The organism is Gordonia hankookensis (assembly GCF_014673215.1).
Lineage (GTDB): Bacteria > Actinomycetota > Actinomycetes > Mycobacteriales > Mycobacteriaceae > Gordonia > Gordonia hankookensis.
On record NZ_JACWMS010000002.1, the window covers coordinates 723,029 to 746,996 of the forward strand.

24 protein-coding genes are annotated in these 23,968 nt (G+C 68.1%); 11 read left to right on the forward strand and 13 right to left on the reverse strand.

All coding sequences use genetic code 11. From position 1 onward, the window contains the following. The first annotated feature begins 71 nt into the window (after positions 1–71). From IDF66_RS10575 to IDF66_RS10600, 6 genes are all read left to right on the forward strand, one after another. Positions 72–1,559: an amidase gene (locus tag IDF66_RS10575; RefSeq protein ID WP_190266799.1), complete on the forward strand. Its 1,488-nt coding sequence runs from the start codon at positions 72–74 to the stop codon at positions 1,557–1,559. A gap of 89 nt (positions 1,560–1,648) precedes the next feature. Continuing rightward, the gene (locus IDF66_RS10580; RefSeq protein WP_190266800.1) at positions 1,649–3,310 is read left to right on the forward strand and encodes an FAD-binding dehydrogenase; all 1,662 of its coding nucleotides are present in this window, start codon (positions 1,649–1,651) and stop codon (positions 3,308–3,310) included. A gap of 93 nt (positions 3,311–3,403) precedes the next feature. Beyond that, complete coding sequence (locus tag IDF66_RS10585; RefSeq protein WP_190266801.1) at positions 3,404–4,567, forward strand: Dyp-type peroxidase; 1,164 nt, start codon at positions 3,404–3,406, stop codon at positions 4,565–4,567. A gap of 20 nt (positions 4,568–4,587) precedes the next feature. Beyond that, the gene (locus IDF66_RS10590) at positions 4,588–5,397 is read left to right on the forward strand and encodes a family 1 encapsulin nanocompartment shell protein (RefSeq protein ID WP_164308118.1); all 810 of its coding nucleotides are present in this window, start codon (positions 4,588–4,590) and stop codon (positions 5,395–5,397) included. A 96-nt stretch (positions 5,398–5,493) separates the two neighbouring features. Further along, positions 5,494–7,227 carry an ABC transporter ATP-binding protein gene (locus IDF66_RS10595; RefSeq protein ID WP_190266802.1) on the forward strand — a complete coding sequence of 578 codons (1,734 nt, stop codon included), beginning with the start codon at positions 5,494–5,496 and terminating at the stop codon, positions 7,225–7,227. Beyond that, positions 7,224–9,170 (forward strand): ABC transporter ATP-binding protein, encoded by a 1,947-nt coding sequence (locus IDF66_RS10600; protein ID WP_190266803.1) that lies wholly within the window; start codon positions 7,224–7,226, stop codon positions 9,168–9,170. The genes IDF66_RS10595 and IDF66_RS10600 overlap by 4 nt, the downstream gene beginning before the upstream one ends. Positions 9,171–9,229: 59 nt before the next feature. On the opposite strand, the gene IDF66_RS10605 is transcribed toward IDF66_RS10600, so the two are convergent. Further along, on the reverse strand, positions 9,230–9,910 hold the full coding sequence (locus IDF66_RS10605) for a hypothetical protein (protein ID WP_203588894.1): 681 nt from the start codon (positions 9,908–9,910) through the stop codon (positions 9,230–9,232). A 35-nt stretch (positions 9,911–9,945) separates the two neighbouring features. On the opposite strand from IDF66_RS10605, the gene IDF66_RS10610 reads away from it, so the two are divergent. Next, positions 9,946–10,515 carry a YdeI/OmpD-associated family protein gene (locus IDF66_RS10610; RefSeq protein ID WP_164308115.1) on the forward strand — a complete coding sequence of 190 codons (570 nt, stop codon included), beginning with the start codon at positions 9,946–9,948 and terminating at the stop codon, positions 10,513–10,515. 163 nt (positions 10,516–10,678) lie between these two features. Here IDF66_RS10610 and IDF66_RS10615 read toward each other — a convergent pair whose 3' ends face one another. The 5 genes from IDF66_RS10615 to rnhA all read right to left on the reverse strand — a co-directional run bounded on the left by IDF66_RS10615 (position 10,679) and on the right by rnhA (position 14,487). Beyond that, on the reverse strand, positions 10,679–11,470 hold the full coding sequence (locus IDF66_RS10615; RefSeq protein ID WP_164308114.1) for an SDR family oxidoreductase: 792 nt from the start codon (positions 11,468–11,470) through the stop codon (positions 10,679–10,681). Positions 11,471–11,525: 55 nt separating this feature from the next. Then, a complete protein-coding gene (locus tag IDF66_RS10620; RefSeq protein ID WP_317628707.1) occupies positions 11,526–12,500 on the reverse strand; it encodes an aldo/keto reductase in 975 nt (324 codons plus the stop codon). 83 nt (positions 12,501–12,583) lie between these two features. After that, positions 12,584–13,051: a MerR family transcriptional regulator gene (locus IDF66_RS10625; protein WP_164308113.1), complete on the reverse strand. Its 468-nt coding sequence runs from the start codon at positions 13,049–13,051 to the stop codon at positions 12,584–12,586. Positions 13,052–13,114: 63 nt separating this feature from the next. Further along, a complete protein-coding gene (locus tag IDF66_RS10630) occupies positions 13,115–14,029 on the reverse strand; it encodes a D-isomer specific 2-hydroxyacid dehydrogenase family protein (protein WP_190266804.1) in 915 nt (304 codons plus the stop codon). Then, positions 14,026–14,487: a ribonuclease HI gene (rnhA, locus tag IDF66_RS10635; protein WP_387999235.1), complete on the reverse strand. Its 462-nt coding sequence runs from the start codon at positions 14,485–14,487 to the stop codon at positions 14,026–14,028. Before rnhA ends, IDF66_RS10630 begins: the two co-directional genes overlap by 4 nt. A gap of 149 nt (positions 14,488–14,636) precedes the next feature. On the opposite strand from rnhA, the gene IDF66_RS10640 reads away from it, so the two are divergent. Then, positions 14,637–15,407, forward strand: a complete 771-nt coding sequence (locus IDF66_RS10640) for a methyltransferase domain-containing protein (RefSeq protein ID WP_190266805.1) — start codon at positions 14,637–14,639, stop codon at positions 15,405–15,407. Here the strand turns inward: IDF66_RS10640 and IDF66_RS10645 are convergent. Beyond that, positions 15,313–16,623, reverse strand: a complete 1,311-nt coding sequence (locus IDF66_RS10645; RefSeq protein ID WP_190266806.1) for a citrate synthase — start codon at positions 16,621–16,623, stop codon at positions 15,313–15,315. The two genes, IDF66_RS10640 and IDF66_RS10645, sit on opposite strands and share 95 nt — an antisense overlap. 99 nt (positions 16,624–16,722) lie before the next feature. Between IDF66_RS10645 and IDF66_RS10650 the strand changes: the two genes are divergently transcribed. Continuing rightward, complete coding sequence (locus IDF66_RS10650; RefSeq protein WP_190266807.1) at positions 16,723–17,847, forward strand: citrate/2-methylcitrate synthase; 1,125 nt, start codon at positions 16,723–16,725, stop codon at positions 17,845–17,847. Positions 17,848–18,214: 367 nt separating this feature from the next. Continuing rightward, a complete protein-coding gene (locus IDF66_RS10655; protein WP_164308108.1) occupies positions 18,215–18,745 on the forward strand; it encodes a DUF1697 domain-containing protein in 531 nt (176 codons plus the stop codon). A gap of 22 nt (positions 18,746–18,767) precedes the next feature. Here the strand turns inward: IDF66_RS10655 and IDF66_RS10660 are convergent, their stop codons facing one another. The 5 genes from IDF66_RS10660 to IDF66_RS10680 all read right to left on the reverse strand — a co-directional run bounded on the left by IDF66_RS10660 (position 18,768) and on the right by IDF66_RS10680 (position 22,259). Continuing rightward, on the reverse strand, positions 18,768–20,153 hold the full coding sequence (locus IDF66_RS10660; protein ID WP_164308107.1) for a ClC family H(+)/Cl(-) exchange transporter: 1,386 nt from the start codon (positions 20,151–20,153) through the stop codon (positions 18,768–18,770). Then, positions 20,150–20,629, reverse strand: a complete 480-nt coding sequence (locus IDF66_RS10665) for a hypothetical protein (protein WP_164308106.1) — start codon at positions 20,627–20,629, stop codon at positions 20,150–20,152. The genes IDF66_RS10660 and IDF66_RS10665 overlap by 4 nt, the downstream gene beginning before the upstream one ends. Positions 20,630–20,700: 71 nt before the next feature. After that, the gene (locus tag IDF66_RS10670) at positions 20,701–21,237 is read right to left on the reverse strand and encodes a hypothetical protein (protein ID WP_164308105.1); all 537 of its coding nucleotides are present in this window, start codon (positions 21,235–21,237) and stop codon (positions 20,701–20,703) included. 101 nt (positions 21,238–21,338) lie between these two features. After that, positions 21,339–21,803: a MarR family winged helix-turn-helix transcriptional regulator gene (locus IDF66_RS10675; protein WP_190266808.1), complete on the reverse strand. Its 465-nt coding sequence runs from the start codon at positions 21,801–21,803 to the stop codon at positions 21,339–21,341. Positions 21,804–21,881: 78 nt separating this feature from the next. Then, positions 21,882–22,259, reverse strand: coding sequence for a YybH family protein (locus tag IDF66_RS10680; RefSeq protein WP_190266809.1), 378 nt, complete (start codon positions 22,257–22,259; stop codon positions 21,882–21,884). Between the two features lie 98 nt (positions 22,260–22,357). Here IDF66_RS10680 and IDF66_RS10685 point away from each other — a divergent pair, with 98 nt between their 5' ends. Then, the gene (locus tag IDF66_RS10685) at positions 22,358–23,245 is read left to right on the forward strand and encodes a LysR family transcriptional regulator (protein ID WP_190266810.1); all 888 of its coding nucleotides are present in this window, start codon (positions 22,358–22,360) and stop codon (positions 23,243–23,245) included. Here IDF66_RS10685 and IDF66_RS10690 read toward each other — a convergent pair. After that, a complete protein-coding gene (locus IDF66_RS10690) occupies positions 23,230–23,958 on the reverse strand; it encodes a hypothetical protein (RefSeq protein ID WP_321189408.1) in 729 nt (242 codons plus the stop codon). The genes IDF66_RS10685 and IDF66_RS10690 overlap by 16 nt on opposite strands. Positions 23,959–23,968 lie beyond the last annotated feature (10 nt).

Sequence of the window (23,968 nt, forward strand, 5' to 3'; positions counted from 1 at the left end):
AACAGTGATCATCACCGATTCGCCGCCGAGATCCTTTCGACCGGACACCGCGGCGCCGTAGTGTTTGCCCGGTGAACCTGAGCGAGTATCTCCACCTCGACGCCACCTCCCTCGCAGACCTGGTCACCCGGGGCGAGGTCACCCCCGCCGAACTGCTCGCACTCGCCAGGCAACGCGCCGACGCGGTGAATCCCCGACTCAACGCGATCGTCCGCCGGATGGACGAGGAGGCCGACGCGCGGGCGGCGGGCCCCGACCTGTCGGGTCCGTTCGCGGGCGTGCCGTTCCTGATCAAGGATCTGGCTCAGGAGTACAAGGGCTACCCGACCTCGAGCGGCTCGCGCTCCCTGGCACGCCACATCGCCCCCGAGCACTCCCATGTGGTGCGTCGGTTCCTCGACGCCGGGCTGGTGATCTTCGGCAAGACCAACACCCCCGAGTTCGGCGCGAAGGGCATCACCGAATCCGATTTCTGGGGTCCGGCCCGCAACCCCTGGAACACCGACCACACGCCCGGCGGTTCGTCCGGCGGTTCGGGCGCGGCGGTCGCCGCAGGCATCGTGCCCGCGGCCGGCGCCAACGACGGGGGCGGATCGATCCGCATCCCGGCGGCCTGCAACGGACTCGTCGGACTCAAACCGACGCGCGGCCTGTCACCGTTCGGCCCGGCCACCGGAGAGGCGATGTTCGGGATGGCGGTCCAGGGAGTCGTGTCCCGGACGGTCCGCGACGCCGCCGCCCTCTACGACGCCATCGTCGGGCCGACACCCGGCTCGGTCTATCCGACCCCGACGCCGAGCACGCCGTTCGCCACCCGGATCACGGACCGGCCGGCACGGCTGCGTATCGGTTACTCGGTGTCGTCGGCGATCAATCCGAACCCGGATCCCGAGGCGGTCGCCGCCGTCGAGCACGCCGCGAAGGTCCTCGATGAACTCGGCCATCACGTCGAGGAGGTCGCACCGCCCTACGACGACGCCGCGCTGGCCCGCGACTTCCTGACCGTCTGGTTCGCGGTGCTCGCCACCGAGGTCGACGAGACCCGGGCACTCACCGGCGCGACCGACCGTGACTTCGAGGCCGACACCCTCGCGATGGCGGAGCTCGGACGGTCCGCCGGTGCGGTCGCGGCGCTGAGCGCACTGAACAAGGTGAACGACTACGTGGTCTCGCTGGAGGCGTTCCACCAGACCTACGACCACTTCCTCACGCCGACCCTCGCCACCCCGCCACTGAGGATCGGTGCCACCACCACGCCCCCGCCGCTGCAGGCCGCCTCCCGGGTGATCGCCAAACTGCACGCGGGAAACCTGCTGGCACGCAGCGGAATCCTCGACGACCTCATCGAGCAGAGCCTCGGCTGGGTGCCCTACACCCAGCTCGCCAACCTGACCGGACGCCCGGCCATCAGCGTGCCACTGCACTGGACGGCCGATGGCCTGCCGCTCGGTGTGCAGTTCGTGGGCCGCCTGGGCGCCGACGGCGACCTGCTCGCGCTGGCGGCCCAGCTCGAACAGGCCGATCCCTGGGTGCATCGCTACGCCGACATCCGGCTCTGAGAGCGTCAGACGGTCACACGGGGCAAGTCGAGGTGCCCATCGCATGGCGGGGGCTAGTCTCGACGTCAACAGATACGAGGGAGGGTGCGGTGAGCGAGCAGCAAGCCGATGCGGTGGTGGTCGGATCGGGGTTGGCCGGACTGGTCGCGACCTACGAGCTCACCCAGGCAGGCCGCAAGGTCGTCGTCGTCGATCAGGAGAATCGCAACAACCTGGGCGGCCAGGCGTTCTGGTCGCTCGGTGGGCTGTTCCTGGTCGACACCCCCGAGCAGCGGCGGCTGGGCATCAAGGACTCGCCCGAACTCGCGTTGCAGGACTGGATGGGGTCGGCCGGCTTCGACCGTGACGACGAGGATTTCTGGCCGCGGCAGTGGGCCCGCGCCTACGTCGACTTCGCCTCCTCGACAAAACGGCAGTACCTGCACGACCTCGGGCTACGGATCACCCCGGTCGTCGGATGGGCCGAACGCGGCGGAGGGTTCGCCGACGGCCACGGCAACTCGGTACCGCGATTCCACCTCACCTGGGGCACCGGCCCAGAGGTGGTGCGTGTGTTCGCCGAACCGGTCCTCGAAGCCGAGAAGCGTGGCCTGGTGGAGTTCCGGTTCCGGCACCGGGTGGACGACATCCTCATCGAGGGTGATGCCGCCGTCGGCGTCACCGGATCGGTGCTGGCACCGACCGACCTCGACCGGGGCGTCGCGTCGTCGCGAGATGTGGTCGACGACTTCGAGATCCGTGCGGGCGCCGTGATCGTCACGTCCGGGGGCATCGGGCACAACCATGATCTGATCCGCGAGAACTGGCCGACCGACCGCCTCGGCCCGGCCCCGAAGACGATGATCTCCGGTGTCCCGGCCCACGTCGACGGCCGCATGCTCGGCATCACCGAGGCCGCAGGGGCCAGCCTGGTCAACCGGGATCGTATGTGGCACTACACCGAAGGCATCCACAACTGGGATCCGATCTGGCCGGACCACGCGATCCGGATCATCCCGGGACCGTCGTCGCTCTGGCTGGATGCGAATGGGAATCGTTTGGCGCCACCGAATTTCCCCGGCTTCGACACGAATTCGACGATGAAGGCGATCCTGTCCACCGGATACGACTACTCGTGGTTCATCCTGACCCAGAGCATCATCGAGAAGGAGTTCGCACTCTCCGGCTCGGAGCAGAACCCCGACATCACCAACAAGGACCTCAAGTTCGCCGCCAAGAGCCGCTTCGCCAAGGGCGCCCCAGGGCCGGTGGACGCGTTCACCAAGCACGGCGTCGATTTCGTGGTCAGCGACTCCCTGCCGGAACTGGTGGCCGGGATGAACGCGATCACGCGAGGCCCGAAGCTGGACCTGCAGCACGTGGAACGCGTGGTGTCGGCGCGCGACGCCGAGATGGACAACAAGTTCTCCAAAGACGCCCAGCTGATGGCGATCACCAACGCCCGTCAGTACCTGGGCGACAAGCTCGTACGGGTCGCCAAACCGCACCGGATCCTCGACCCGGAGTTCGGGCCGTTGATCGCCGTGCGGCTCAACATCCTGACCCGCAAGACGCTGGGCGGCTTGGAGACCAATCTCGATTCACAGGTGATGCGCCCCGACGGCACCGCGTTCGACGGACTGTTCGCCGCAGGCGAGGTCGCCGGGTTCGGCGGCGGCGGTGTCCACGGCTACAACGCGCTCGAGGGGACCTTCCTCGGTGGCTGCATCTTCTCCGGCCGCGCCGCAGGCCGCGCGATCGCCCGCCGATGACCGTCGTCGCGGCCTAAAAGGTTTGCCTCGCCTCCCCATTCGGGGCGCGGGCGCTGAGCTCATGGCCCCTCGGCGGTCCGCTAGAGTGAACTGGTGCCGGTCCCGCAGACGATTCTGACACGCAAGACGAAGGCGGCCGTGTTCCTCGTCCTCACGATCGACGACGGCGGCGAGGGAGCGGTCCGCGACCTCTTGGCGGATCTCCCCACCCTGGCCCGCGCGGTCTCCTCCCGCGCTCCCGAGGCCGCACTGTCGGCGATCGCCTCTGTCGGATCGCAGGCGTGGGACCGACTCTTCGAGGGCCCCCGGCCCGGATCCCTGCGTCCGTTCGTCACCTACGAGGGTGCGGTGCACACCGCACCCTCCACCCCCGGCGACATCCTGCTGCACATCAAGGCCGATCAGCTGGATCTCTGTTTCGAGGTCGGCCGCCTGGCCATGGACGCGCTCGGTGATGCGGTGACCGTCGTCGACGAGGTCCACGGCTTCCGCTACTTCGACCTGCGCGACCTCATCGGATTCGTCGACGGCACCGAGAACCCGGTCGGCCAGGCTGCCATCGACGCCATCACCGTCGGTGACGAGGATCCCGACTTCGCCGGCGGGAGTTACGTCGCGATCCAGCGCTACGTCACCGACCTGGAGGCCTGGAACGGGCTGACAGTCGAGGACCAGGAAGCGGCGATCGGACGCACCAAGACCGACAACGTCGAGATGTCCGACGATGTGAAGCCGACCAACTCCCACATCGCGCTCAACGTGGTCGAGGACGACGACGGCGAGGAGATCGACGTCGTCCGCGACAACATGCCCTACGGCGACGTCTCGGCGGCCGGCGAGCGCGGCACGTTCTACATCGCCTACTCCGCGGGTCCGGACGTGACCGAGGAGATGCTGCGGAAGATGTTCATCGGCGATCCGCCCGGGAACCACGACCGACTCCTCGACTTCACCACCGCGGTGACCGGCGCGCAGTTCTTCACGCCGACGATCGACTTCCTCGAGGATCTGCCGGACCAGCCCCCCGCACCCCCCGCCGCTCGAGTAGCGACACCCTCCGCTGATCGAGTAGCGACGCCCCCCGCCGCTCGAGTAGCGACACCCTCCGCTGGTCGAGTAGCGACGCCCTCCGCTGGTCGAGTAGCGACGAGCGAGCGCAGCGAGCCCGACGCGTATCGAGACCCCCCCGCCGACGGCTCCCTCGGCATCGGCTCCCTGGCTTCAGCCCCTCTCCCACCCGACCAGACCCACACCTGACCGACCCCGAGGAGACACCAATGAGCAATCTGCATCGCGAACTCGCACCGATATCCGAGGCCGCTTGGGCCGAGATCGAGGAGGAGGCGACCCGCTCGTTCAAGCGCAACAGCGCAGCCCGCCGCCTCGTCGATGTCAAGGGCCCGCTGGGCAACGACGTCGCGTCGATCACGCTCGGGCATCGCACCAAGATCGATTCGCCCGCCGACGGCATCCTCGCCTTCGCCCGGCAGTCCCAGTCACTGGTGGAGCTGAAGGTGCCGTTCACGGTCACCCGCGAGGCCATCGACGACGTCGACCGTGGCTCCAAGGACTCCGATTGGGATCCTGTCCGCGACGCCGCCGCCGAACTCGCCCGCGCCGAGGACCGCGCGATCTTCGAGGGGTACCCGGCCGCCGGGATCAGCGGAATCCGTGCCACCGCGTCGGCCACGCCGATCGCGCTGCCCGCCGACGTACGCGACTACCCGGAGGCGCTCGCTCAGGCAACCAGCGCACTGCGGCTCGCATCGGTCGAGGGCCCCTACTCGCTGGCGCTGTCGGCGGACGTCTACACGCTGGTCAACGAGACCTCGAACCACGGCGTCCCGATCCGCGACCATCTGCAGCGGCTCCTCGTCGCCGGCGGCGAGATCGTCTGGGCACCCGCGATCTCCGGCGCCTTCCTCCTCAGCACGCGTGGCGGCGACTTCGAGCTGAACATCGGCCAGGACGTCTCCATCGGATACGACTCACACGACGGCGACACGGTGACCCTCTACTTCAAGGAGTCGTTCACCTATCTCACCTACACGCCCGAAGCCGCGGTTCCGTTCACCTTCGCCGGCTGAGCACGGCACTCGGCGCCGCCCGGCCCCGGGGGAGTCAGATATATCCGGTCGCAGGCGGTCGGTCGGAGTTGCTAGCGTCATCGGAGTGATCTCGTCATGTTGAGTCGACTGATCCGCACGTATCTGTCGAACTACCCCCGGAACATGGTCGCCGTCGTCGCGCTCCAACTCGTCGCGACCGCGGCGATGCTCTATCTGCCGACGCTCAACGCCGACATCATCGACGATGGCGTCGCGCGTGGCGACACCGACTACATCCTGCGCACCGGCGGCTGGATGCTCGTCGTCTCCGTCGCCCAGGTGATCTGCACGATCGCTGCCCAGTATTTCGGCGCGCGCGCCGCGCTCGGCGTCGGCCGCGACATCCGCCACGACCTCCTGCACCGGGTGAACAGCTTCTCGGCACGCGAGATCGGCGGATTCGGCGCACCGTCGCTGATCACCCGGACCACCAACGACGTCCAGCAGGTGCAGTTGCTGGTGGTGATGAGCACGGCGATCCTCGTGATGGCCCCGATCATGTGCGTCGGCGGCATCGTCATGGGAATCCACGTCGCGCCCGGACTGTCGTGGGTGCTGGCCATCGCGGTCCCGATCCTCGGCATCACCATGGCATTGATCATCGGCCGGATGATCCCGGGATTCCGCGCCATGCAGGAGCGCATCGACGCGGTCAACCGTGTGCTGCGCGAGCAGATCACCGGCATCCGGGTGGTCCGTGCGTTCGTGCGCGAACGTCACGAGATCCAGCGCTTCTCCGTCGCCAACGACCGCCTCGCCGACGCGACTCTGCGCGTCGGCCGCCTGATGGCCCTGATGTTCCCGGTCGTCATGCTCATCACCAACGTGACCATCGTCGCGATCATCTGGTTCGGTGGGCACGCGGTGTCCGACGGCAGCGTCGAGATCGGCGCGCTCACCGCGATGATGAGCTACGCGATGCAGATCATGATGTCGGTGATGATGGCCTCGTTCCTGGCGATGATGGCGCCCCGCGCCACGGTCTGCGCCGAACGCATCTGCGAGGTCCTCGACACCGACACCTCGGTGCAACCGCCGACCCAGGCGATCGGGTTCGCAGGCGATCCCGCAACCGTGGAGTTCCGGGGTGCCGAGTTCCGTTACCCGGGAGCCGACGATCCGGTGTTGCGCGACATCGGCTTCCGCGTGGAACCGGGCACCACGACCGCCATCGTCGGGTCGACCGGCTCCGGCAAGACCACGGTCCTCGGGCTCATCCCACGCCTCATCGACGCCACCGACGGTGAGGTCCTCGTCGGTGGGACCGACGTCCGCCGACTCGACCCGGACGAACTCCGTTCGGTGGTCGGGCTGGTACCTCAGCGGCCCTACCTCTTCTCCGGGACCATCGCGTCCAACCTCCGCCACGGCAAACCCGACGCCACCGACGACGAGATCTGGGCCGCACTGCGCATCGCCCAGGCCGAGGATTTCGTGTCGCGGATGCCCGACGGCCTCGAGACCACGGTCGCCCAGGGCGGCACCACCGTGTCCGGTGGCCAGCGGCAGCGGCTCGCGATCGCCCGCGCACTGATCCGCAAACCCGCCGTCTACCTCTTCGACGACTCGTTCTCCGCCCTCGACCTGACCACCGACGCCCGGCTGCGTGCCGCGCTCCGTCCGGCCACCCGCGAGTCCGCGGTGATCGTGGTCGCGCAGCGGGTCTCGACCATCGTCGACGCCGACCAGATCGTCGTGCTCAATCGCGGCCGGGTGGTGGGGCTCGGTCGTCACGACGACCTCGTCGAGAGCTGCGAGACCTACGCCGAGATCGTCGAATCCCAGCTCGCGATCCAGGAGGCGTCATGACGCGCCCCGGCGGGCCGGCGCTCGCAGGCGCACCCGCGGAGAAGGCTCGGTCCTTCGGCCCGTCGGTGAAACGACTGATCCGCCTGCTGCTCGCCTACCGGGCCTTCACCGTGACCGTGCTGGCGTCCATCGTCGTCTCGGTGATCCTCGCGGCAGTGGCACCCCGGGTACTCGGGCACGCCACCGACCTCGTGTTCGACGGCGTGATCGGCGCGACGCTGCCTGCCGGACTCACCAAGGACCAGGCGATCGCCGGCATGCGCGAGAGCGGCCAGAACACCTTCGCCGACATGGTGAGTTCGATGGACGTCACCCCGGGTGTCGGGGTCGACTTCTCCGCGGTCGGCCGGGTGCTGATGATCGTGCTCATCCTGTACGTCGGGTCGTCGCTGCTGGCGTGGCTGGCCGCGTATCTGCTGAACATCGTCGTCGTCGGGACCATCCGGCACCTGCGCGCAGAGGTCGAGGAGAAGGTCCATCGGCTGCCGCTGCGCTACTACGACGCCTCGGCGCGTGGCGATCTGCTGAGCCGGGTCACCAACGACCTCGACAACCTCTCGCAGAGCTTGCAGCAGACCATCGCCCAGTTCCTCAATTCGGTGCTGACCGTGATCGCGCTGCTGGTCATGATGATCTGGATCTCGCCGCTGCTCGCGCTCATCGCGGTCGTGACGGTACCGCTGGCGATCATCGCCACCACCCAGATCGCCAAGCGGTCCAAACCCCACTTCATCGCGCAGTGGTCGTCGACCGGAGCGCTCAACGCGCAGGTCGAGGAGGCGTTCACCGGGCACGAGCTGGTCAAGGCGTTCGGGCGACAGCACGAGATCGAGGCCACCTTCGACGACCGCAACTCACAGCTCTACGAATCGAGCTGGCGGGCCCAGTTCATCTCCGGGATCATCATGCCGACCATCATGTTCCTGGGGAACCTGAACTACGTCGCGATCGCCGTCGTCGGCGGCCTGCGCGTGGCGTCGGGCGCGCTGAGTCTCGGCGAGGTGCAGGCGTTCATCCAGTACTCACGCCAGTTCACACAACCTCTCACGCAGATCGGGTCGATGTTCAACCTGATGCAGAGCGGCGTGGCCTCCGCCGAGCGGATCTTCGACGTCCTCGACGCCGAGGAGGAATCAGCCGATCCCACCGACCCGGAGTCGCCGGAGCACGGCCACGGCCTGATCGCCTTCGAGGATGTGTCGTTCCGCTACACCGACGACAAGCCGCTCATCGAGAACCTCTCGCTGGTGGCCCAGCCCGGCCACATGGTCGCGATCGTCGGGCCTACCGGTGCAGGCAAGACGACCCTGGTGAACCTGATCATGAGGTTCTACGACGTCGACGACGGCACCATCCGGGTCGACGGGGTCGACTCGCGACGGATGACCCGCGACGACCTGCGGGAGCGGACCGGCATGGTGCTGCAGGACTCGTGGCTGTTCGGCGGCACGATCTACGACAACATCGCCTACGGCGATCCGACGGCGTCGAGGTCCGAGGTCATGGAGGCGGCCGAACTCAGCCACGTCGATCACTTCGTGCGCACCCTCCCCGACGGCTACGACACGGTCCTCGACGAGGAGGGCGGCGGCGTGAGTGCCGGTGAGCGACAGCTGATCACCATCGCCCGCGCGTTCCTGGCCAAGCCGACGATCCTCATCCTCGACGAGGCCACCAGCTCGGTGGACACCCGCACCGAACTGCTCATCCAGAAGGCGATGGCCAATCTTCGCACCGACCGCACGAGTTTCGTTATTGCACACCGTCTCTCGACGGTCCGCGACGCCGACGTCATCGTTGTGATGGAGGACGGGCGGATCGTCGAACAGGGCAATCACGACCAACTGCTCGCCGCGCAGGGCGCCTACTGCCGGCTCTACAACTCGCAGTTCGCCGGACCGGCCGAGGTCGAGGCAGATCACGCACACGCAGAACTCCCCTGAACACGGAATGCATCGCGTGCTCGTGGTGGTTCTGCGTGTTCTGCCGGAGCTCTGAGGCCTCAGAATTCCCGACCGGGCTCGAGCGCGGCGGCGATCCGGCCCTCGAGTCTCTCGCTCGCGGCAGGCGGGACCGCGATGAGGCCGTCGAGCTCGGCGCGCGCCTTCCGATAGGCGGCCTGGCGCTCCGCCGGTGTCGCGGCACTATCGGCGGCCACCGCCACCAGCCGGCGGGCGCGCTCGAGACGCTCCCGCTCGACCGGGGAGAAGTCGGCCTGCTTGCGTCGCCGCGCCTCGCGCTCGGCGGCGTCGAAGGCCGTCGCGTACTCGCCGACGGCATCGCGGTACTCGGCGAAGACGGCGGGGTCGAGGAGTTCGCCGGGATCGGCGGGGCGCAGGTCGTCCGCGCGCACCTTCGCCCGATGGAAGGCCAGGGTCAGCGGCTCGCGCAGGTCGGTCATCATCGGATACTCGATGAGGGTGGCCAGATCGAGTTCGTAGCCGAACCAGCGGGCATCGACGTCGTCGTGCCGCGCGAACACCTTGCTGATCGCGGCCTTGCTGGTCTGGGTGATCCGCAACTGCTCGGTGTGTGCCGACGCCTTGATCCGCGCGAGCTCGATCTTGTCCCGGCGGCGCTTCTCGTTGTAGGCGGACACGCGCGCGGCCCAGCCACCCGTCACACCCATGATCGGGAAGACCAGCCACCAGTGGCCACCGATAAACGCGAAGACGTCGCCCACTCCTCAACTGTACCGAGATCACCTAGGCTTCTTCCATGGCCGACCCCGACGCCGAGCACCTGCATCCAGGTTCCCTCGACGAGTGGCACAGCTGGCTGCGCGCGAACCACGACAAATCTGGCGGTGTCTGGTTTGTGTTCTGGCGCAAGGAGTCCGGCAACCAGCCCCTCGACTACGACGAGGTGGTCCGCGAGGCGCTCTGCTGGGGTTGGGTGGACGGCCACACCCGCACCATCGACGATGCGCGGAGAGGCATGTGGTTCACGCGCCGCGGGCGCAACAGCGCCTGGGCCGCGTCCAACAAGGCACGGGTCGCGGACCTGATCTCCCAGGATCGGATGCAGCCCGCCGGCCAGTCGGTGATCGACGACGCGAAGGCGCGCGGCCTGTGGACCCTGCTCGACGACGCCGAGGCACTCGTCGAGTCCCCGGAACTCGCTGCCGCGCTCGACGCCATCCCGCAGGCCCGGGCGAACTGGGACGCCTTCCCGCCCAGCGCCCGCAAGTTCGGGCTGAGTCAGATCGCCTTCGCCAGACAACAGGCGACCAAGAGCAGACGGATCGCGACCATCGTCGAGAAGGCAGCACGTAACGAACGGCCGTGAGCAGCGCACTCACCACCGCCGCTGGTCGACCAACCGCACCACCCCAACCGCCGGTCGACCAACCGCACCACCCCAACCGCCGGTCGACCAACCGCACCACCCCAACCGCTGGTCGAGTAGCCCGCGAGCTTGCGAGCCGGCGTATCGAGACCCCCCGTCGCCCCTACAGATCCGGGATCGGCAGATCGAGATTGGGCGTCACGATGCCGCCGTCGACCTCGAGGATCTTGCCCGTGACATACGCACCTGCAGGCGAGGCGAGGTAGAGCGCCGCCGCCGCGACGTCGTCGGGATCACCGAGCCGCTGCAACGGGGTGGCCGCCTCGATCTCCGACCGCATCTTCTCGTCATCGGCGACGATGTCGAGCGCCGATGTCAGGATCGCGCCGGGGGCGATGCCGTTCACCCGAATCCTCGGGTTGAGGTCCATCGCGGCCAGTCGGGTGTACTGCGCGAGAGCACCCTTCGCGGTGCCGTACGCCGCATACGCCCGTCCGGGCGACCGCCCGACCATCGACGTGATGTTGATGACCGACCCGCCGTCGGCGTTGGCGAGCAGATGCGGCACCGCCGCAACCACCAGCGCGTGCGCATTCGAGACGTTGAAGTCGAACGCCTGCGAGAGATGCTTGGGCTTGGTGTCCATCAGCGGCCTGGGCAGCGCACCGCCGACGTTGTTGACGACGATGTCGAGCCTGCCGAATTCGTCGACCGCGGTCTGCGCCAGCGCGGCCGCGGCGTCGAGGTCGCTGAGGTCGGCTGCCACCACCTTCGCCCGCCTGCCGACCTCGCGGATACGAGCGGCGACCTTGTCGAGCTCGGCCTCGCTACGAGCGGAGATCACCAGGTCGGCACCCGCCTCGGCGAACGCCACCGCTATGGCGGCACCGAGGCCACGTCCGGCGCCGGTCACCACGGCCACTTTGTCATCGATACGGAATCTGTCGAGAATCACTCCTCGAGGATGCCACCGATCCCGCAAAACTGGAACATGTTCTAGAGACTCCGGCCTATCCCGACCGCCCCGACACCCATTCCATGTCGGGGTACCGCTCGCCCGCCGGACGCAGCGCGGCCAGCCGATCCATCTGATCGGCCGACAGTGAGAGTCCGACGGCACCGACGTTCTCGTCGAGATACCGGCGACGCTTGGTGCCGGGGATCGGGACGACGTCGTCGCCCTGGGCCAGCAACCACGCCAGCGCCACCTGGCCCGGCGTCGCCCCGACCTCGCCGGCCACAGCGCGGATCTCATCGACGAGCGTGAGATTCTCGGTGAGGTTGGCACCCTGCCACCGAGGCAGGGTCTGACGGAAGTCGTTGTCCGGCAGCGCCGTCGGCGCCGAACCGGTGAGCATGCCCCGGCCGAGCGGACTGTACGGCACGATCGCGGCACCGACCTCGCGGGCGGCGGGCACATCCAGATCCTCGATGTCACGACTGAACAGCGACCACTCCGACTGCAACGCCGCGATCGGATGGACCGCCGCAGCACGACGCAGCGTCTCGGCGTTCGCCTCGGACAGTCCGATCGCACGCACCTTGCCCGCCGCCACCAGTTCCGACATCGCCTCCACGGTCTCCTCGATCGGGCGTGCGGGATCCACCCGGTGCAGGTAGTAGAGGTCGATGACGTCAGTACCGAGGCGGCGCAGCGACGCGTCCACGGCCGCCCGCACGTACTCACGAGAACCGTTCACCTCGCCGGTCGGATAGCCGGTCTCCGGATCGGTGATGATGCCGAACTTGGTGGCGAGGACCACCTCGTCGCGACGTTCCGCCAGAACCCGTGACAGAAGCCTCTCGTTGGCTCCGCCGCGGCCGTACATGTCGGCGGTGTCGAGGAAGTTCACCCCGGCGTCGATCGCGTGACCGAGGGTCGCGAGCGCTTCGGCCTCGTCGACCTCGCCGTAGGCGAAACTCATTCCCATACAACCCAACCCGATGGCCGAGACATCGAGGTCGCCGATGCGCCGTCGCGCGATCCCGGTGCTGTCCGATGCGGTGTTCTTCGGTGCGGCGTTCTTCGGTGCGGCGTCCTTCGGTGCGGCGTCCTTCGGTGCGCTGCTCACGGCTGCGTCTTCCCTCCGTAGGTGGCGATCTTGTATTCGGTTGCGGCCAGCGACAATGTCAGCTCCGCGATCTGCCGCCGAACCGTGTCACGGTGCTCGAGCAACATCTCCAGCCGCTCCTCGACCGTGTCGTCACCGCGGTCGACGAGTTCCACATAGTGCTGTAGGTCGCGGATGGCCATGCCCGACAACCTCATCCGCGTGAGAAACACGAGGCGACGGATGGCCGCGGCGTCGTAGGTCCGGTTGCCGACACCGTCACGCGGAACGTCCACCAGGCCGATGCGTTCGTAGTAGCGGAGGGTGTGCGCGGAGACGCCGAGTAGGTCCGCGGCCTCCGCGATCGTGCGGACGCCGTCGGCCTCGTCGACCTCCACCAGTTGATGGATGACCTCGACGGACAGCGGTCCGTCCTGTTCACCCAGCGCCGCCAGCGCCTTCTCCATCAGGTGATCTGTGCTCATGGAGATGACGCTAGGCCTTCGAGCGCACTCCAACGCAAGGACGAGCCGTCGACGGGTTCGCGGTCAGTAGTCGCTGCCGGGCGTGACGACCGCCAGGAGCTCCTCGCCGGCCAGGAATCGCCGGATGTTCTCGGCCAGCCACGGCGCCATCGTGCGGGTGAGTCCCGACGACGGATTCGCGACGTGGGGCGTGATGATGACATTCGGCAACGACCAGAGCGGGTCGTCGGGGGCGGGCGGCTCGGGGTCGGTGACGTCGAGTGCAGCGCCGGCAATCCGCCCCTCACGCAGCGCGGCCACCAGCGCGGACTGATCGACCAGCGGTCCCCGCGCGACGTTCACGACCCAGGCATGGGCGGGGAGCGCTGCCAGCGAGTCCGCGTTGATGAGGTGGCGCGTCTGCGCCGTTGCCGGTGCCGCGAGCACCACATGGTCGGTCTGCCCCCACACCTCGCCGGTGCGGTCGGCAGGCAAGGTCAGGGCCGCACCGTCGACGGGCCGGCCGGACCGGTTCACCGCGATCACGTCGGCACCGCACGCGGACAGGCGCGGGATCAGCGAGTCGGCGATCCCGCCTGCACCGATGATCGCAACTGTCGAACCGTGCAGCGAACGGACTGCGGTGTCGATCGGCTCCTTGTCCCAGTGCCTGAGCACCGCGGTATTGACCTGCCGCAGGCCGGCGAGCAGCAGAGTCAGGGCGTGCTCTGCGACGTTCTCGGCGTAGAAACCGGACGCATTCGTCCAGACCCGGCGGTCGTCGATGACCCCCGCGGAGACGAACTCCTCGATGCCGGCAGTCTTCAGGGCCACCCATTCGACGTGGTCGGGCAGGTCCGGGAACTCCGCACCGGTGCCGATCCACACCAGCACGCGAGCCTCATCGATCCCGACCACCCGCCCACCGGCGCCCTCGACCGCCGCCACCAGGTGCCGATCGGGCGTGGGTTCGACGGCGACCGACAACGGCTCACTCATCGCCTGTCCTCGGCGATCTGCCGGGCAGCGGTGGTCGCGAGCTCGTCGGCGATCTCGTTGTAATGGTCGCCGGCGTGACCCTTCACCCATTTCCAGGTGACCTGGTGCCGCTTCTCCTCGTCGATCAGGCGCCGCCACAGGTCGGCATTCTTGACCGGCTTCTTGTCGGAGGTCTTCCAGCCGTTCCGCTGCCAGCCCGCGACCCATTTGGTGATGCCGTTGCGGACATAGCTCGAGTCCGTGTAGAGGATCACCGTCGACGGTTTGGTGAGCGCGGCCAGTGCCTCGATGGCACCGGTGAGCTCCATCTTGTTGTTCGTGGTGTCCGGATCCGACCCGGAGATCCGCTTCTCGTGCTGCCGGTATCGCAGCACCGCGCCCCAGCCGCCCGGACCCGGATTGCCCAGGCACGCGCCGTCGGAGGAGATCTCCACGACGTCGGTCGAGCCGGGCGTCACGGTGTCGCTCGGGGTCACGATCTGCGGGTCGTCGAACACGGCGTCTGTCACCCAACGAAGGGTACTGCACCCCGCTTCGCGGTCGCGCCGACCGCATTTGTCATCCTTCGACCCTGCTCGTCACGGCCCGCGCGCACTACCCTGGGGTCATGCAGACCTGGGATCCGGACCGCTACCTGCAATTCGCCGACGACCGTGCGCGCCCATACCTCGACCTCATCGCGCAGGTCCCGACCGCACCGTCGACAATCGTCGATCTCGGTTGCGGTCCAGGTCATCTCACCCGCCACCTGCGCGCGCTCTGGCCCGAAGCGCAAGTCCTCGGCATCGATTCGTCCGCCGAGATGATCGACAAGGCGATCCGGGAGAACGCCGACGCGCTGGCCAACTACGACATCGCGGAGGCGTCCGAGTGGGCGCCGAATCAGCCCGTCGACCTGATCGTCTCCAACGCGATGTTCCAGTGGGTGCCCGACCAGTTCGACGTCATCGAGCGCCTGCTGGGGCACCTCACCGACGGCGGCGTCTTCGCCCTGCAGGTTCCCGACAACGGTGAGGCACCCACCTACCGATCGCTCCTCGAGCTCGCCGACCATCCGCGATTCGCCGAGCAACTCTCCGCCGTCCGGCGCGTTCCGCGCTTCGGTCCGCTCGAATACCTGACCTTCTTCACCGAACGCGGTTACTCGACGAATGCCTGGTCGACGACCTACCTGCATGTGCTCCACGGCGACGACCCGGTATACGACTGGATCTCCGGGACGGCCGCGCGACCATTCCTCAAGGCGCTCGACGACGACACCCGGGAGGTCTTCGTCGCCGAGGTCAAGGATCGGCTGCGGGCCGCCTACCCGGCGAAGGACTGGGGGACGGTCCTGCCGTTCCAGCGGACGTTCGCGGTGGCGGGGCCGTCGGCCTGAGTGACTCAGGCCGCACCCCGGCGTAGACGCCCTCGGGCCGGAAGCGCAGGCGGCGCTCGTCGTACTCCTCGAGGGCATGGGCGGTCCAGCCGGCCATCCGGGCGAGCGCGAAGATCGTCTCCGCGGCGTCTCGCCGCATCCGATATCGGAGCGCGAGGGCGGCGAGTGCCAGATCCGAGTTGGGGAATGCCGACTCGGGCAGTTGACGGCGGATCGCCTCGACGGCGGACACCACCCGAAGATCACCGCCGTCGGTGTGTGCGAGCAGATCCAGGAGAAGATCGGCCCTCGGGTCGCGATGCCGGTACACCACATGGCCGGTGCCCGGTATGTCGTTGCCCATGTAGAGGTGCTCGGCCACTGCCCCGGCGGGGTCGTCGAGCGCGGCCGCGAGAAAACGGTGGGCCAGGGTCGTCGCACCACCGTGGACCGGTCCGTCGAACGCGCCGAGTCCCGCGCCCAGCACCGCGTAGATGCTGCCGCGCGCGCTCGCCGCCACCCGTGCCGCCACCGTGCCCGCCGACATGTCGTGATCGGCGAGCAGCACGAGGGCCGCGTCGAGTTGTGCGGTCTTCTGCGGCGACGACGGGTCGTCGGTGAGGCATGGCCACAGGCGCTCGGCGATCGATCCCGCGTGCCCGGTCCCGTCACCCAGGACGTCCACGCAGGCATCGATGACCCTGGCCGCCGTGCCGGTGACCGTTGCCGGATCGCGACGGTGCCGGTGGGGATCACGCGCGCCGAGCACGTCGACCGTCAGCCGGATCAGGTCGAGGCCCCTGGCCCGCGGTCCGCCTGCAGTACGGATCACCGCCGTCGTCGTGGTGTCCACACCGGCCGATGGCCATGGATTCTCGTTGTCCCACAACAGATTCGCCGCCTGTTCGAAGCCGCGATCGGCCAGCTCGACGACGTCGTGGCCGCGATAGTAGAGCCGATCGTCCTGCAGGAGGGTCAACCCGGTCCGAATCCGCTCGACGGCCCCCGCGGGAGCACGCCGGGGCCTGCCCTCGAGCACACCCTCGACCTCCTCCACCGCGAACACACTCCCGTCGACGCCGTCGATGCGCACGCTCGTCATCCGCCCTCGGCTCACGTACGCGTAAACGGTGGCCACCTTGACACCGAGGAGCCGCGCCACCTGCTCGGTGGTCAGGTAGTCGCGGCCGTCATGGTGGATCGGCTTCGGGAATCGTCGCGTGTGCGTCCGTGCCATATGTTGATCAAATCAACATTGACCACATCGATCAACATCGCGCATCGTGAGCGCATGGCACACCGAACGGGGTTGCCAGGCAGGAGAGGTGGTGTCGTGATGGACACGTTGATCGCACCGGAGGGGCTGGCCAATGTCGTCGTCGCCGACACCGAGATCGGCGATGTGCGCGGGGACGAGGGTTTCTACCACTATCGCGAACACTCGGCGATAGACCTCGCACGGACGCGGACCTTCGAAGAGGTCTGGTACCTGTTCGTACACGGCACGCTGCCAACGCGCGACGAATTGTCCCGATTCCGTTCCGCGACCGCGCCTCTGGCCGCCCTGCCCGACGAACTCACCGGCCTGCTCCGCACCGTCGCGCTGCTCGGCGACGAGCGTGACGCGCTCGCCGGTCTGCGCACCGTGCTGTCGGCCGCAGGCCCCGCCGTGCACGCCGCCCCACTGTGGGACAGCGACCCGGAGTCCATCCGGCAGGAATCGATGCGGGTGGCCGCCCTGACCCCGACGATCCTGGCCGCGTTGCATCGAATCCGCATCGGCGAGGAGCCGATCGCTCCCGATCCCGATCTCTCCGTGGCCGCGAACTGGCTTCATCAGGTCACCGGGCGTCGACCCGAACCCGTCCATTCCCGGGCGATCGAGCAGTACCTGATCGCGACCGTCGACCACGGTTTCAACGCCTCCACGTTCACGGCCCGGGTGATCGCGTCGACCGGCGCAGACGTCCATGCGGCGGTCTGCGGCGCGCTCGGTGCCTTCTCGGGCCCCCTGCACGGGGGCGCGCCCGACCGCGCACTCGACGCCCTCGACGAGATCGCCCGCCACGGTGACACGGCCGCGTGGGCCCGCGACCAGGTGTCCGCGCATCGTCGGATCATGGGTTTCGGTCACGCCGTCTACCGGACCGTCGATCCACGGTCGGAACTGCTGCGGTCCATCGCCGTCGAACTCGGCGGGCCGACCGTCGAGCAAGCCGTCGACGTGGAACGCGAGGTGGTCGAGGTGTTGCGCGAGGCCCATCCGGATCAGCCGCGATACGCCAATGTCGAGTTCTACGCGGGTGTCGTGATGGACGCCTGCGGGGTGCCGCGATCCATGTTCACCCCGACCTTCGCCGTGAGCCGCGTCGTCGGGTGGTGCGCCAACATCGCCGAACAGGCCCGGTCCCGCAAGATCATCCGGCCACGTGCGCGATACGTCGGGCCGCCGCCGCGCTGACCGGCGATCCGGCGAAGCCGCGGTGACATCGAGTTCGCCGTGATCGGCGACGGATCATTACCGATGCCGCTGTCGGGCCGGCGGCGTAACGTCGGCAACAGACGACACTCAGTGAGGAGTGTGATCATGGGTCAGCCTGTCCCACCTCCGCCGCCGCCACCGGAGCCGGTCCCGGCGCCCGAGCCGGTCCCCGAACCACCCCCGGAGCCGCCGATCCCGGTACCGGAACCCGAGCCGATCCCCCAGCCGGGTCCCGAACCTGAGCCGGGACCAGGGCCGGAACCCGGGCCGAATCCAGGACCCCCGCAACCGGATCCGCCGCCGCGTCCGGTCATCATCTGACCGTGCCCACCCACCGAGGAGAACGATGCCGCGACGAGTGGTACTGATCCGTGCGATCAATGTGGGCGGCGCGAAACTCCCGATGGCCGACCTACGGGCAATGGCAGCCGAACTCGGCGCCACCAAGGTGTCCACCTACATCGCGTCGGGCAACCTGCTCTGCGATCCGCCCGGTGCTGTCGACGAGTTCGACCGGGCCCTGGAGGCAGCGATCACCGAACGCTTCGGCTATGCGCGGGAGGTGATCAGCCGGTCCCGCGACGACCTCGCCGCCGCCCTGGCGGACCATCCCTTCGCTGTCGTCGACCCGAAGTACTCGTACGTGTATTGCCTCACCGGCACACCCGACGCCGCGAAGATCGCCGAGTTCGAGAAGCGCCCGTTCGGCGACGACGAGTTCACCGTCATCGGCGACAACCTGCACATCAGGTTCGACGGGGGCGCAGGTGGCTCGAAGCTGACCGCGCCCGTGATCGCCAAAGGCCTGGGAGTGCAGGGCACGGGCCGCAACCTCAAGACGGTCCGCACGCTCATCGATCTGGCCGACGAGGAGTGAGCCCCCGGCGCCGGATCACCGATCAGGTCGTCGACGGTGGGTGTTCCGGCACAACCTGTTTCCGCAACATCCGCACCCGCAGGGCGTCGTAGATGGGCTGCGAGCGCATCAACGAGGCGACCACCACCGCCATCGCCCCCGACATCAGCATCGGGATCGTGACGGTGGTGACCGCGGTCATCTCGATGACGAGCACCAGTCCGGTGAACGGCGCCCGCACGATGGAGGCGAACAGCGTCGACATGCCGACCAGCGCGAACGCGATGGTCAGGTCCGTGTGCAGTCCCGGCACCACCACCTCGGTGACCCGACCGGCGATGAGTCCCATCAGGGCTCCGAGCGCCAGAATCGGCGCGAAGATGCCACCGGGAGTGCCTGCCGCGTACGACACCGGACCCGCGATGAAACGCACTGCGACGTAGAGGATGACGACGGGCAATGCGAAACGCTGTCCCGCCAGGATGAGATCGGCGAGCCCGTCGCCGCCGCCCACCACCACCGGCTCGGCGAAGAGCAGCGCCCCGACGGCGGCACCGATGAGTCCGGCCTTGACGATCGCGGGTACGCGCCGGATTCTGTCGAAGCCGTCGAGACACGCCAGGATCAGCTTGTTGTAGACCACGCCGAGCAGACCCACCACGAGGCCGAAGACGGCGAAGATCGGCAGGGTGGTCAATGACGGCGTCGCGACCGATCCGACGTGGGTGAAGTCCGGCTCGTTTCCGAGGACCAGCCGACTGGCACCGACACCGATGGCGACCGCGACCATCGTCACGATCGCCTCACGCAACCGGAAGGTCTTGGTGACCTCCTCGAAGATGAAGAACACAGCGCTGATCGGCGCATTGAAGGCGACCGCGAGTCCGGTCCCCGACAACACCGTCTGCAGCAGCCGGATCTCGTCCTGTGCACGGTGCGCGAACCGTCCGGCGGCGGCACCGATCGCAGCGGCCATGTGCACGGTGGGGCCTTCACGTCCGAGGACCATGCCCGCCACGCCGACCGAGAGCAGTCCACCGACGAACCGGGCAGGCACCACCGACAGCGGCGGCGGGTCGGATTCCCCGCGGTCGACGGCCTCCACATGCTGGATGCCGCTCCCCGCGGAGAGTGGTTGCCATCGGGCGATCGCGGCCGCCCCGGCCGCGGCGACGGCCGACACCGCGATCGGGATCAGCCACCCCCACGCCGAATGTCCGTGCGACCAATCGACCACGTCACCACGCCATCGATCGGTGTGTTCGAGGAGCCACCGGAATGCACCCCCCACGAATCCGGCGAGCGCGCCGGCGATGGCGGCGAGGACGAGGATCACCCAGAGCGTGCGGCCGGTGAGGATGTCCTCGGTGACTCCGGCGTGGGCGGACGGCTCGTGGTCGGGATCGCCCGCATCGTGCTGCGCCGTCATGCGCCGACGAGTGCCGACGTCACCTTCTCGAGGTCGGCGAGCTGAGTCTCCTTCGGTGCCTCCCAGAGCTTCCGAGGGAGTTCTTCGAGTACCAGGATGGCCGATTCGGCGGCCTCCAGCCGGGCCGACCTGTCCTCCTGGTCGGCGACCTCCGCGGTGGCGATCAGCTTGTCGTCGAGGTCGAACACGGCGTCGTCGAGGCGATCTCGGGCCGCGACGAGGTCCTGATCGTGTGGGATCGCCGGATTGGCGTGCACATCGGCGATCGCATACCGCACACGCTGATGCAGCAGGGCTTCCTTGGAGGTCGCAGACGTCCACTCGACGGGTGCGCGACCGGGCTTGCCAGGGATCAGATCCGTGGAGCGAGCGAACTTCTTGACCCGTTTGTCCGAATCCCAGGCGAACCACGCTGCACCGCCCAGGATGAACAACGCCACCACGACGGTGATCACGATGACCAGGATCGCAATCACGCCGCTCACCTCGTCTCTGCGATCGTCGGCTCAGCCATGTGTCGACCTTAGCCGCCGGTGCCCGGACGACGTCAGCGGCGCGGCACCTGGCAGTACCGCTGGACCGGCAGCCACGGACCGAGCGATCCGAGATCCGGCAAAGTGCTGCTGGTGGTCAGATAGCGGTTCTGCACGGCCAGCTTCGCACCGAGGAATCCGCCTCGCAGTCCCCAGAATTCGACGACGTGGGCGATTTCCAGTCGGGCACGCCGGTCACCGGTCCACACACTCGCTCCCCGGAACTGCACCGGCTTGCTCGGCAGGAGTTCCTGCCAGCCCGACCAGGTGACGCCCGCCATCGGCACCGCCCGTCCATTGATCAGGCGAATCGGCCGGGTGCGGATGTTGGCACCCGGGCTCCGATCGGGCGACAGGACGGTGAACGACGTGTCGCGCGCGGTGAGGCCGTTCGGTGACACACGACAGTCCGCCTGTTTGGCCAACAGCACCTGTCCGGTCTGACCACGCTTGATATCGATCTGGGCATTCGCCACGGAGCCCGCTGCGAGCACCGTCGCCAGCAGAACACCGAGGGTGATCAACACGGCACGGGATCGAGAGTTGCTCATGATCCGCCTCCTCGCGGCGATCGACGACAACTGGTTCGACGCTAACACCGCCGGGCCCACCGCGTGACCTGTCTCGACGACCCTTCCGCGGCCTCGATTCGTCACCCGTCCGACTCGGCGCGCAGAGCTGCGGCGTTCACCCGGGTCAGGACCGCATGTAGTTCCTCGAGGTCGGTCATGTCCGCCCCGAGTGCCGAGACCACGGCCTGCGGGATGTCGAGGGCCTTGGTGCGCAGATCACGGCCAGTGTCGGTCAGCGCGACGTCGACGTTGCGCTCGTCGTCGTCGCGACGCCGGCGGATCACCAGCCCGGAAGTTTCGAGCCGCTTCAGCAAGGGCGACAACGTCGCCGAATCCAGTTGCAGCACATGGCCGATGTCCTTGACCGCCCGGGGCGACGTCTCCCAGAGTGCCAGCATCACGAGGTACTGCGGGTGGGTGAGACCCAGCGGTTCGAGCAGTCGGCGGTAGATCTTGAGGACCGATCGATTGGCGACGGCGAGGGCAAAGCAGACCTGACGTTCGAGGAGTAGTGGATTCTCGTCGACCGTCACCCTGTCGCCCATTCGCCTCACCTCTCGACTGCACGTACTCACCCGAGTCTAGAGCAATTTCGGTCGTGCACGATCGGTTTGCGTGTCTCGTCAGCTGGTCGGCGTCTGGAACTCCGGCTGGTCGATGATCCGCACCCACGAGCCGTCGTCCTGCCGTGCGACGACCTGTGCGCGCGCACCCGCACCATCGCGGGGAGGTGTCGACGTCAACGCCAGGTCGTCGCCGAAATACAGCGTCGGCAGGGGCTCTTCGGGCACGAACGTCGGGTTGTGGGCCAGTACCGAGGCCCATAGCTCCCGGATGGCCGCTCGACCACGCGTGACCTCGCCCGGCGGGTAGGCCATCACGGCATCCGGGTGGTAGAGCGATGCCACGGCGTCCGCCGCACCGGCGTTCGAGAACTCGACGAACAGCCGAGTGATGTCCTCGGGGGTGGCGGCCTTCTCGGTGGTGCGTCCATCGGACATGTGACTCCTCCTGGCTGTCGTTTCGTGTCACTCCACCATCGCGACGTCCACCTAAGAAGTCCAACTGATTGTTGATATAGGAACTATGATTTCCAGTTATGGAACTCCGTCAGCTCGAGTACTTCGTCGCGGTCGCCGCCGAGTCGGGTTTCACCACCGCCGCGGCGCGGGTACGCACCACCCAGCCGAATATCAGCGCCCAGATCCGCGGGCTGGAACGTGAACTCGGCGCCCGGTTGTTCGATCGGTCGGGACGCCGGGTGACACTCACCGACGCGGGCCGGGCCGCACTGCCTGCCGCACGTGACGCACTGACCGCCGCGGAGTCGGTGCGACAGTCGGTGGCCGAGGTGAACCAGGTGGTGCGCGGCCACTTGTCGGTCGGGATGGTCGACGGGTGCACGGTCCGACCACTCTTCGCCACACTCGGGCTCTTCCGCGATCGCCACCCCGGAGTGGGACTGTCGCTCACCGAGGACGCCTCGGACGGGCTGGTCGCGCGGGTGCTGCGCGGCGAGCTCGACATCGCGCTCGCCGGCTATGCCGGCGACCTCCCCGCCGGTGTCGACGAGCTGCCCGTGGTGCGCGAGCGGGTGGTCGCGGCGATTCCCCGAAACCATCCGCTCAGCTCGAAAAAGACTCTGTCCCTTCGCGATCTGCGCGACCACCCGTTGGTGGGTCTACCGCGCGGCGCCGGCATCCGGACCGCGTTCGACCGGGGCGCAGGCGACATCCGGATCTCCCTGGAGGCGTCGTCGCCCGATGCCGTCGTCGAACTCGTCGCGAGCGGGCTGGGCATCGGGGTGCTGAGCGAGTCCATCGTCGCCGACCGTGCCGACGCCGTGGCCGGTCGCCCGATCCGCGGGGTGAACGACCAGGCCTCGCTTGGCTTCGTGTGGCGCACATCCGCCGGACCCGCGGTGCACGCTTTTCTCGCACTCGCCCGCCGAGAGTTCGGGTTCGACGTCGATCAGGCCGTGTCGTGACCGGGACCGGTGGGCCGACCGGCGACGAGGTCCTCGACGTCGAGTCCCCATGAGCCGTACCGGGCGTCGAATGTCGTCGCGCGCTGCGTCGCGCGGGCCAGCTTCTCCGGTGAATAACGTCTGCGCGCCCACCTCGATCGCGGCCGCGCGAGCCGGATCGCACCGATCCACGCCACCGGAGCGATGAATGCCCCGATGGCCGCCGTCGAGTACTTGCCTTTCGCGACGCAGATCAGCAGACAGGCGATGGCGATCGGCAGGTTCACCGACAGCACCAGGGGTCCGACGGAGACCTTGTCGTCGTCATCGGACTGCAGCGGGTTCACCCCGAGTACCGACAAACCCAGTGCCGCGATGGTGAGGCACACGACCTGGACCGAGAGCTGCCCCTCGCGCGCCCAGTAGACGTCCTGCATGTGCAGGATGAGCGCGAACTCGTCGAGCACCAGCGACGTCCCGATGCCGATCAGTACCGCGCTGATCTCGGCGCCCGGCGAGGACCCGTCGACCGCCACCGAGACGAAGGCGCCACCCACCGTCAGGACTATGCCCGGCACCGCATGATGGATGTGGACTCCGCCACGCACGTTGTTCTTGAACGGACCTCGTCCGGCCCGGATGAGCCGGGTGATGAGACGCGTGACGACGAACGTGACCACGAACGACAGGAAGAGCAGGAACAGCGGCAGCCGCGCCCCGGTGATGTCTGCCATGTCGAAATGC